This is a genomic window from Streptococcus sp. ZY171113, assembly GCF_057748235.1.
The window spans coordinates 521,207-532,238 of the sequence record NZ_CM173243.1; the positions used below are offsets into that span (position 1 = coordinate 521,207).

The window sequence follows — 11,032 nt, forward strand, 5'->3', positions numbered from 1 at the left end:
CTGGTTTTAGGAGTGAATGATGAAACAAATCTTAAAAAAGCTATTAAAGAAACTCCCTTGGTTGAATCTTGTCCTCTTTTACCTATGGCCTGGTTTTCCTGTTTACATCACCGAAAAAATGCTCTGGCTGTACCGGTGGCGAAAACCTATTAAGCCCTATGCCTTTATCAGGGTTCATAATGAAATAAAGACGATTGATGTTTCTTTGAAGAGCATTTTGCCTGTAGTCAAAGGTGGTGTGATTGGCTTTCATGACAGTGATGAGCCTGATGATGGGACAAGAGACTACGTCCTTGCTTTCTGTGAGAAGTACCCTCAGTTTACTCCAGTCCACTATCCGCATAAGGTGATGCCCTCAAGCAGTTCGGCTTATCGAGATTTATCCCTAAATCCAAGTCATCGACTAGATAGCTATTATAATACTATTTGGGACCATCTTCCTAAAAATGAATGGGTCATTAAGGTGGATTGTGACCATGTTTATGCTCCTGACCGTATCGAAGATTTGTCTCGTTTACTCCTTCGTAAAACTGATTGTATCATGCTTAGTAGATTAAATATTCACCACTGTGAAGGAGACCATATTTTTGCCTGTCAAAAAAGAGAATGTGGTATCCTGGATTTACAAGAACCAGGTGATCACTGGATTCTATATAATGGGGATAATATCCCTAAATCTCCTTTTACCATGTATGTGAATGATCAAAATGTTCCAGTTTATGAACGATTATTAGCGGTTTGGAAATTAAATAGGATTTATAGTGTTTTGAGCAATTGGCATTTTCCTTACCTCAAGATTAGGAGAAAGGGGGAGTCTGAGGTAGTTGAAGATTATAAGCCTTATCGAGTTGCTGACTTGTCTGCCTTGAATGATGGTCAGTACCGTGGACGACTACCGAAGGATATGGTTGTTCCAGAGAAGATTTTAACGATTTACAAGCAATTAAACTTAGAAGGAAAGCGGATTTTACCGTAGAAACTACCTTTATCAAAAGGAGATAATGATGTCCCAAAGACAAACAACAGGACCTAGTATTCTTAAAGCCTATTTTTACATCACAAAAGCCCACCTTAAATCACGAGGGAAATTGGCTACAAATCGCTTGGTTCATGTGAACCCTGCTTATAAGGTCGGTTACTATGAAACACCCAAAGTCTTATCCACTTCTATTACTCGAATGATGGTGACCGATGCTGGGATTCCCGTTGAGAAGGATATGATTTATAAGGCTATGGCTGATAATTTTGCCTTACATAATGTTAGTAACGAAGTGATTCAAGAAGTCAAGTTTACCTTTGCATTTGTTCGTAATCCTTTTGCTCGCTTAGTATCTCTCTATAAGGATAAGGTGGTTAGGAGAAAATCTCAGAATCTTTGGTCAGTTTATAGTGACTATATGGGTGGTATTTTAAGGGAAACGGAATCTTTTGCGGACTTTGCTTACTGGGTTTCTAAAATTGATGATACCATTGCTGAGTACCACTTTATTAGCCAGTATACTCGCCTTTATGAAATGCCTCTCAACAAAGAGCGATTGCCTATTGATTTTATTGGCAAATTTGAATCAGTAGTGACAGACTGGGCTTACATTCAAGAGAAGACTGGTCTACCTGACTTGGGGCATTTTAATCAAACTCCTAAGGACGACTGGCGAGACTACTATGATTTGAAAACAGCAGAGCTGGTCTACCAGCGTTATCAGAAAGACATTGAGGCCTTTGACTATGAGGAGGCCTATCAGGATTTATTGGCCTACCTGAGGGCCAAGGAGTAGGGAATTAAGAAAGGATAAGCATGACCACGCACTTAAAACAGTTAGAAGCGGAAGCTATTTACATCATGAGAGAAGTCGTGGCCGAGTGTGCCAACCCTGTCATGCTTTACTCGATTGGCAAGGACAGTTCGGTCATGCTCCATCTGGCCATGAAGGCCTTTTACCCTGAGCTGCCGCCCTTTCCCCTGCTCCATGTGGATACGGGTTGGAAGTTCAAGGAAATGATTCGTTTCCGTGATGAAACAGCTGAACGCCTGGGCTTGAACCTAATCGTTCACACCAATCCTGAAGGTGTGGCAAAGGGCATTAACCCCTTTGATCATGGGAGTAGCTACACCGACATCATGAAAACAGAGGCTCTAAAACAAGCCTTAGACCAACATGGCTTCGATGCCTGCTTTGGTGGGGCAAGACGGGACGAGGAGAAATCCCGTGCCAAGGAGCGGGTCTTTTCCTTCCGCAATGAGTTCCACGCCTGGGACCCTAAGAAACAGCGGCCTGAGATGTGGAACCTCTACAACACCCGCCTCAAGCAGGGGGAGAGTATTCGGGTCTTCCCTCTGTCCAACTGGACTGAAAAAGACATCTGGGAGTACATCCAGCAGGAAAATATTCCCATCGTGCCTCTCTACTTTGCCAAGGAACGGCCAGTGGTGGAGCGGGATGGCCACCTGATTTTGGTGGACGATGACCGCCTGCCCATCGGAGAGGACGAGGTTGTTGAAAACCGCATGATTCGTTTTCGGACCCTGGGCTGCTACCCGCTGACGGGTGGGATGGTGTCTGAGGCTACCGATTTGCCGAGCGTGGTCAAGGAAACCCTGGGAGCAGTCGTTTCCGAGCGGACCAGTCGAGTGATTGACCACCAGGGTGTGGCCAGCATGGAAAAACGCAAAAGAGAGGGCTATTTCTGATGAAAACACTTCGTTTTATCACCTGTGGCAGCGTGGACGATGGCAAGTCGACCTTGATTGGCCGCTTGCTTTACGAGTCCAAGATGATTTACACCGACCAGGAACAAGCTCTGGAGTTGGAGAGCAGCGTGACCAGCCAGGATGGTGAGCTGGACTATGCCCTGCTTCTGGATGGCCTGGTGGCCGAGCGGGAGCAAGGCATCACCATTGATGTGGCCTATCGCTATTTTTCAACGGAGAAACGGCAGTTTATCGTGGCTGATACCCCTGGCCATGAGGAATACACCCGCAATATGGCGGTTGGGGCCTCTTTTTCCGACTGTGCCATTCTTTTGATTGACGTGACCAAGGGGCTGAGCTCCCAGACCAAGCGGCATTTTCGGATTTGCCAGCTCATGGGCATCCAGCACTATGTTTTTGCCCTCAATAAGATGGATTTGGTCGCCTATGACCAGGCGGTTTATGAGGGGATTTTGGCAGAATTGCAGAGCTTTTTGAACCAGTTTGACCGTCAGACAACCTATGCCATGATTCCCTTGTCAGCCAAGAAGGGCGACAACCTCCTAGCTAAGTCGGACCAGATGACCTGGTACCAGGGCCAGGCCTTGCTTCCTTATTTGGAGGACTTGGACTTGGTGGACAAGGAGGGACCAGAAGTGGTCCTACCTATCCAACGGGTTTCCCGTCCCAACAGCGATTTTCGTGGCTTTCAGGGCCAGCTGGCAGCTGGTCGCCTGACTTTGGGGCAGGATTTGCAGGTTCTGCCAGGTCAGATGACGGCCAAGGTCAAAGGTCTTTACGCTGGCGATCAGGCTGTCGAGACGGCAAGTGTCGGCCAGGCGGTGACGGTTGAGCTGGATCGGGAGATTGACATTTCCAGAGGGGACGTTTTGACGGCCTCGTCTCTGGTTCAGGTCAGCAACAGCTTTGCGGTTCAGCTGCTTTGGACGGGCGATGAGCCCCTGCGATCAGGCCAGCACTACTACCTCAAGCTGGGGACCAAGCTGATTTCCGCCATCGTGACCAAGATTAAGCACCGGACGGACATCACGACCGGCCAGGCCCAAGAGGTGGCCAGCATTGCCAAAAACGATTTGGCCTACTGCTATTTGAGCACCTTTGAGGCCATTGCCTTTAGCCGTTTTGGGGACATGGCAGAGCTGGGACGCTTTATCCTGATTGATAAGCTGACCAACATGACGGCAGCTTGTGGGACCATTTCCGAGAGCCTGCAAGACGTTCGCAACCTGACCTATCACGATACCCTGGTGACCAAGGCAGACCGAGCTGGCCAGAAGGGACAGACCCCGCTGACCCTCTGGTTTACAGGCCTGTCTGGGGCAGGCAAGTCCACCCTGGCCAATGCCTTGGAGACCTACCTGATTGCCAAGGGTAGACACACCATGTTGCTGGACGGGGACAATATCCGTTTTGGTATCAGCAAGGACCTGGGCTTTTCATCAGCTGACCGCCTGGAGAACATCCGTCGGGTGGCTGAGGTGGCCAAGCTCATGAACGACGCAGGCCTGATCACTATCACCTCGACCATTTCGCCGACAGCAGACGACCGTGACTGTGCCAGACAGATTATCGGGTCGGACAACTTTATTGAGGTCTACGTGTCCACCTCTCTGGAAGCTTGTGAGGAGCGGGACGTCAAAGGGCTCTACCAGAAGGCCCGCCGTGGCGAGATTACTAATATGACAGGCATTCAAGACCCCTACGAGGTGCCGAGCCAACCTGATGTGGTGATTGACACGGTAGGCAAGGCCATCGGGGATAGTTTAGAAGAACTCATCAAGGCCCTGACGGCCTTACAGAAAGGGATTTAGCATGAACAAGCACGTAGGCTTTTTTAGCAGACGCCATTGGGTGATTTGGAAGGCCTTGGTCAGAACAGACTACAAGTTACGCTATCAGGGCAGTTTTTTAGGGCATTTTTGGGACTTTATCAAGCCCCTCATGCTCTTTAGTGTCCGGTTTATGGTCTTTTCTCGCTTTCTGGGTTTTGGAAAAGGGGTGCAAAACTTCCCCCTAGCCCTCTTTTTGGCCACCATGCTGTGGACCTTCTTTCAAGAGGGGACTAGCCAAGCCATGACGGCGATTATGAGCCGCAGGGAGATGATCAAAAAGGCCAAGGTGCCTAGCCTAGCCATCATCCTCTCCTCTCTGACAGGCTCCCTCTTGAACCTGGGCAACAACTTCCTGGTGCTGATTCTCTTCTTTTTTGGGAGCGGTTTGTCCCTGTCGGTCAAGAACCTGTTCTTTTTGCCCCTCTTGTTGGAACTCTTGCTCTTGACAACAGGCCTGGCCCTCTTTCTCTCGGTGGCCTATACCTACTTTAGGGACATATCCAGTCTTTGGACCATTTTCCTGCAGGTGACCATGTACACAGTGCCCATTATCTATCCCATGAGTCGGATTGTGGCCTACAACGAGCAAGTGGCGGGAATTCTGATGCTCAATCCTATGGCTCAGATGATTCAGGACGCTCGCTATGTGCTCCTGGGATCAGAAACACAGACCGCCGCCCAGCTGATTCAGCACCCCTTCTTGGTGCCTGTGCCCTACCTGATTCCCCCGCTCTGCTTTGTGGGCGGCCTCTTCCTCTTTAAGACCTATTCTAAGAAATTTCCGGAGATTCTATAATGATGACCAGCCCAGCTATTAAAGTAGAACACGTTAAAAAGCAGTTCAAACTCCCTGTATCCAAGGGGAAAACCATGAGGCGACGACTGATTGACCGCCTCAAGGGCCAAAAGGGCTATGTCCGTCAGGAAGTCCTCAAGGACATCAGTTTTGAGGTGGAAAAAGGCGACTTTTTCGGCATTCTTGGCCGCAACGGCTCAGGCAAGTCCACCCTTTTGAAAATCATCACTGAGATTTACACCCCAGATGGGGGTAGCGTGACGGTCAACGGGGACTTGGTGTCCTTTATCGAGCTTGGGGTTGGCTTTAACCCCAACCTGACCGGCCGGGAAAATGTTTACCTGGCCTGTGCCCTCTTTGGTTTTGACACCAAGGAAGTGGATGCCATGTATGACGACATCGTTTCCTTTGCCGAACTCCATGACTTCATGGACCAACGCTTGGAGGTTTATTCTAACGGTATGCGGGTGCGGCTGGCCTTTTCCGTGGCCATCCAGGCTCACGGAGACATCCTCATCCTAGACGAAGTTTTGGCTGTCGGAGACCAAGCCTTCCGTGAAAAGTGCCACGAGTATTTCATGGCTCGAAAAACCAGTGGCCAGACCACGGTCCTGGTCACCCATAGCATGGAGTCGGTTCTGGACTACTGCAACAAGGCCCTCTTCCTGGAAGACGGCTACATCAGTTGCATCGGCTCGCCAGAAGAAGTGGCCAAGATTTACACCGAACGGGTTCATCCCCAAAAACCTGCCCAACAGCAACGGTTTTATTGAGAACGCAATCGAGTGTTACCAGGAGACCTTTGCTTAAATCGAGGACCTGTCGCTTTTTTGATTAAAATGGAGAGAAAAAGCTGATTTATTACAGCCTAGTTGCTGCAACCAGTCTCTTATCAACCTGTCGTGCTGATGTGGGCCAAAGTGATCCACCGCTTATTACCAGCCCGTCTAGTCATGCTTACTCTCATTATGACTTATATGACGCCGAAGTTGAGCAATTTCAACGCTTATCTCAGCTCTGGGAAGCAGGCAGAGAGACCTATGTCTTGTTTGTTTCTGATTTTTAGAAAGCAATGGCCAAGGGCGATGAGGGTTTTCAAGTAGATGATAAGAAACTTGTGCTTGATAGCCTGTTTGCCTATCGTGATGAGGACGAACAGATAAACAATGGCTATTGGATGTTCTTCGTAGAAAAAGAAAGTTAGCGGTTCCTGAACAAGCTGGTTCCAGTCTGATAACAGTGGTCAGCTTGCCCTGAGAAATCGTTGTTCTTCTTCTCAAGCTGGGTTCGCTGAGCCTGGCTTTTCTTGTTTGGTTGATGACCAGTGAAAGAAAAGTTTTTGCTGGAGGAAAAATGGAAGAAAATTTGGTATAATAGAGGGAAAACGACTAAAGGATTACCCATGAACATCGAAGATTTGAAAAAACGTCAGGAGAAGATTCGTAACTTCTCCATCATTGCCCACATTGACCACGGTAAATCAACCCTGGCCGACCGGATTTTGGAAAAGACTGAGACCGTTTCTAGCCGGGAAATGCAGGCCCAGCTTTTGGACTCCATGGATTTGGAGAGGGAGCGTGGCATTACCATCAAGCTCAACGCTGTCCAGCTCAACTATACCGCCAAGGATGGGGAAACCTACACCTTCCACTTGATTGACACGCCTGGACACGTGGACTTTACCTATGAGGTGTCTCGTTCCTTGGCAGCCTGTGAAGGGGCTATCTTGGTGGTCGATGCGGCCCAAGGGATTGAGGCTCAGACCCTGGCCAACGTTTACCTGGCCTTGGACAATGACCTGGAAATCCTGCCCATTATCAACAAGATTGACCTGCCAGCTGCTGACCCAGAGCGGGTGCGTGGTGAGATTGAGGACGTGATTGGTCTGGATGCTTCTGAAGCGGTGCTGACCTCAGCCAAGGCTGGTATCGGTATCGAGGATATCCTGGAGCAGATTGTGGAGAAGGTGCCAGCACCGATTGGTGATGTGGAGGCCCCGCTTCAGGCCCTGATTTTTGACTCGGTCTACGACCCTTATCGTGGGGTAATCTTGCAGGTGCGGATTGTCAACGGTATGGTCAAGCCTGGCGACACCATCCAGATGATGTCCAACGGCAAGACCTTTGATGTGACCGAGGTCGGGATTTTCACACCGAAAGCCATCGGCCGTGATGTCCTGGCGACGGGTGATGTTGGTTACATCGCTGCCTCCATCAAGACGGTTGCCGATACCCGTGTTGGTGATACGGTGACCCTGGCTAAAAACCCTGCTTCTGAACCGCTTGAGGGTTACAAACAGATGAACCCTATGGTCTTTGCAGGTATCTACCCTATCGAATCCAACAAGTACAACGACCTGCGTGAGGCTTTGGAGAAACTCCAACTTAACGACGCCAGTCTGCAATTTGAACCAGAAACCTCTCAAGCCCTGGGCTTTGGTTTCCGTTGTGGCTTCTTGGGTCTCCTTCACATGGACGTTATCCAAGAGCGTTTGGAGCGGGAGTTCAACATTGACCTAATCATGACCGCTCCGTCGGTAGTTTATCATGTTCATACCACAGATGGTGACATGGTTGAAGTGGCCAACCCGTCAGAGTTCCCAGACCCGACTCGTGTGCAGAGCATCGAGGAGCCTTATGTCAAGGCCCAAATCATGGTGCCACAAGAGTACGTTGGTGCGGTCATGGAATTGGCCCAACGTAAGCGGGGTGACTTTGTGACCATGGACTACATTGACGACAACCGGGTCAACGTCATCTACCAGATTCCACTGGCGGAGATTGTTTTTGACTTCTTTGACAAGCTCAAATCGTCCACCCGTGGTTACGCTAGCTTTGACTATGAGATTTCGGAGTACAGAACCTCCAAACTGGTCAAGATGGACATCCTCCTCAACGGCGACAAGGTCGATGCGCTCAGCTTCATTGTCCACAAGGAGTTTGCCTACGAGCGTGGGAAAATCATCGTGGAGAAACTTAAAAAAATCATCCCTCGCCAACAGTTTGAGGTGCCAATCCAGGCGGCTATTGGCCAGAAAATCGTGGCTAGAAGCGACATCAAGGCCCTTCGTAAGAACGTTTTGGCCAAGTGTTATGGCGGTGACGTGTCTCGGAAGCGTAAGCTCTTGGAGAAACAAAAAGCTGGTAAGAAGCGCATGAAGGCCATCGGTTCGGTCGAAGTGCCGCAGGAAGCCTTCCTGAGCGTGCTGTCCATGGATGAGGATGATAAGAAATAGACCGTCATTAGCTTTGGATGATTTCGATAGCAGGCTCCTGAGTATAACTATAAACAAAGACTCCCCCACCAGAAAAACTGGTGGGGGATGTCGTGTTTAGAGCTGGTCTTTGATGACTTGTTCGAGGTCTTTGGGGCTGGTTGTTGGGGCAAAGCGATTGATGACCTGGCCGTCACGGCCAATCAGAAACTTGGTGAAGTTCCATTTGATGGCCTCGCCCATGAGCCCCTTGGCCTGATTTTTGAGCCAGACAAAGAGGGGGTCAGCCTCTGGCCCATTGACCATGACCTTGGCAAAGCGGGGAAAACTGGTGCCATAGGTTAGCTGGCAAATCTGGTCGATGGTCTGGCTGTCTTCCAGGGCTTGGAGGAATTGATTGCTGGGGAAGTCCAGGACAACGAAGCCTTGGTCCACATAGGTCTGATAGAGGGCTTCCAGCTCCTTGTACTGGGGCGTCAGGCCGCAGCTGGTTGCCGTGTTGACCACGAGCACCACTTGGCCACGGTAATCAGCCAGGGATTTGGCTGTGCCGTCTAGGGACGTGATGGTAAAATCATAGAAACTGGTCATTAGGCCTGTCCCAGCTCTTTGGAGTAGGCGATGATTTGGTCAACCGTTTCGTCCAAGAAGGCGATGGTGTCACGCAGAGGCTTGTCGGTCGAAATGTCGGCACCGATGATGAGGGCGGTGTCCAGCGGGGTCTTGCTGCCGCCAGACTTGAGCAGTTCCATCCACTGGGCGGCTCCCTCAGGCTTGTTTTTGATGTTGAGGTAGCCAGCGGTTGAGATGACCAAACTAGCCGAATAGGTGTAGCTGTAAAGGCCCATGTAGTAGTGGCTTTGACGCATCCAGGTCAGAGCAGCATCGTCATCGATCTCGACGGCATCGCCCCAGAACTGGGTCAGAACGTCTTTCATGATGGCGTTGAGCTGGTCAGCACCAAAGGTCTTGCCTTCTTCAATCAAGGTGTAAACCTGGCGTTGGAAGGCGGCTTCCAAGAGGTGGGTGATAAAGTTGTGGAAGTAGGTGTCGGTCAGACGGTGGGCCAGGGCAAAGCGTTTCTGGCGAGGGTTGTCAAACTGGTTTTCCAGCAGATCGCTGAGCAAAAGCTCGTTGAGGGTTGATGGGGCCTCCACGCCGTAGGTGGACATGTGGGCGTTAAAGTAGCTTTGGTTGCGGTCGGAGAAGATGAACTGACCCGCGTGGCCAATTTCATGCACCAGGGTATAAACATCGCTCATGCGGCCAGTCCAGCTCATGAGGATGTATGGGTGAACACGGTAAGGGTCGTTGGCATAACCGCCAGACTCCTTGCCTGTATTTGGGGCGTAGTCCACCCAACGCTCCTCGTTAAAAGGCCGAATGGCTGCCAGGTAGTCCTCACCAAGAGGGGCACAGGCTTGCATGGTTAGGTCATAGGCGTCAGCAATTGACACTTCAGGGTTGAGTTCGTTGTCGATGTCCAGCTTCCAGTCGGCAAAGGTCATTTTTTCCAGACCGTTGACCTTGGCCACGTGCTTGAGGTATTTCTGAGCCACAGGGCCGAACTCAGTCATAATCAGGTCAATCTGGCGGTCAAACATGGCCCGGTCCACTTCTTGCTTGGACAGAAGGTAATCAAAAACATTGGCATAGCCCCGCATATCGGCTTGGATTTTCTCCGATTTGACTTGAGCCAGGTAGGCTGCGGCAGCAGCATTTTGGTGCTGGCGAAGACCAGCTGAGAAGGAGCGGAAGGCTTTTTCACGCACCTCGGCATCCTCGTGGTTCTGGTAGAAGTTCTCGTAGAGGACAAAACCATTCTCATAGGTCTTGCCGCCCGCTTCAAAACTCTCCATGGCAAAGTCGCCCGCCCGCATCTTAGAGTAGATGTCCACAGGGGCACCAAAGACCTCACGCAGGTTGGTCAAGGCCTTTTCCACCTCAGGGCTGAGGGCGTATTTTTTCTGGAGTTTTGTCTTGCGAATAGCAGAGCTGAAGTGAGGGTTGCTTTCCAACTCATCAAGGACAGCATCGTCAGCAGCTTCCAGAGCAGCGTCAAAGAAAGCCAGGGCAACCTGAGCCTTAGTGATAAAGTCACCGCTGGCAGCAGCCAGCTGGGCAAAGGTCTCGTCACCATAATCCGTTGTCTGTGGCATGAACCCATAGGCACCAATGTGACTAATAGCGATGCTAATCTGTTCCAAGTCCATCAGAGCCTGGGTAAAATCAGCTGTGCTAACCAGCTTGCCCTCGTAGCGGTTGGCAAAGTCAGCGATGGCAGCCAGAGTATCAGAGATAGCTGTTTCAAAAGCAGCCTGGTCAGCAAAGAGGGCAGTCAAGTCCCAGAGTTGGTCTTCTGGAAATTCCGAACGATTTTGTTGTTTCATGAGTAGTCTCCTTTTTCTTTGATAAAACCATTATAGCAAAAAAATGTTGAACTGCCTATTTTAGCCTGTCTCTAAAAATTTACTAAATTT

Annotated in this window: 8 protein-coding genes and 1 pseudogene; 7 read left to right on the plus strand and 2 right to left on the minus strand. The window is 50.0% G+C overall.

Annotated elements, in window-relative coordinates; genetic code table 11:
- Positions 1-19: 19 nt before the first annotated feature.
- From AC3ARB_RS02535 to lepA, 7 genes and pseudogenes are all read left to right on the plus strand, one after another.
- A complete protein-coding gene (locus AC3ARB_RS02535) occupies positions 20-976 on the plus strand; it encodes a hypothetical protein (protein WP_488320997.1) in 957 nt (318 codons plus the stop codon).
- A 28-nt stretch (positions 977-1,004) separates the two neighbouring features.
- Positions 1,005-1,775, plus strand: a complete 771-nt coding sequence (locus AC3ARB_RS02540) for a sulfotransferase family 2 domain-containing protein (RefSeq protein ID WP_488320998.1) — start codon at positions 1,005-1,007, stop codon at positions 1,773-1,775.
- Positions 1,776-1,795: 20 nt separating this feature from the next.
- Positions 1,796-2,689, plus strand: a complete 894-nt coding sequence (gene cysD / locus AC3ARB_RS02545; protein ID WP_488320999.1) for a sulfate adenylyltransferase subunit CysD — start codon at positions 1,796-1,798, stop codon at positions 2,687-2,689.
- A complete protein-coding gene (cysC, locus tag AC3ARB_RS02550; protein WP_488321000.1) occupies positions 2,689-4,521 on the plus strand; it encodes an adenylyl-sulfate kinase in 1,833 nt (610 codons plus the stop codon). Before cysD ends, cysC begins: the two co-directional genes overlap by 1 nt.
- 1 nt (position 4,522) lies before the next feature.
- A complete protein-coding gene (locus tag AC3ARB_RS02555) occupies positions 4,523-5,338 on the plus strand; it encodes an ABC transporter permease (RefSeq protein WP_488321001.1) in 816 nt (271 codons plus the stop codon).
- A pseudogene (locus AC3ARB_RS02560) lies at positions 5,338-6,063 on the plus strand (ABC transporter ATP-binding protein); the annotation flags it as partial. The gene AC3ARB_RS02555 and the pseudogene AC3ARB_RS02560, both read left to right, overlap by 1 nt.
- A gap of 677 nt (positions 6,064-6,740) precedes the next feature.
- Positions 6,741-8,573, plus strand: a complete 1,833-nt coding sequence (gene lepA / locus AC3ARB_RS02565; RefSeq protein ID WP_488321002.1) for a translation elongation factor 4 — start codon at positions 6,741-6,743, stop codon at positions 8,571-8,573.
- 96 nt (positions 8,574-8,669) lie between these two features.
- On the opposite strand, the gene AC3ARB_RS02570 is transcribed toward lepA, so the two are convergent.
- Together AC3ARB_RS02570 and pepF are read right to left on the minus strand one after the other, a co-directional pair.
- Positions 8,670-9,143 carry a glutathione peroxidase gene (locus AC3ARB_RS02570; protein ID WP_488321003.1) on the minus strand — a complete coding sequence of 158 codons (474 nt, stop codon included), beginning with the start codon at positions 9,141-9,143 and terminating at the stop codon, positions 8,670-8,672.
- Positions 9,143-10,942 (minus strand): oligoendopeptidase F, encoded by a 1,800-nt coding sequence (pepF, locus tag AC3ARB_RS02575; RefSeq protein ID WP_488321004.1) that lies wholly within the window; start codon positions 10,940-10,942, stop codon positions 9,143-9,145. Before pepF ends, AC3ARB_RS02570 begins: the two co-directional genes overlap by 1 nt.
- Positions 10,943-11,032 lie beyond the last annotated feature (90 nt).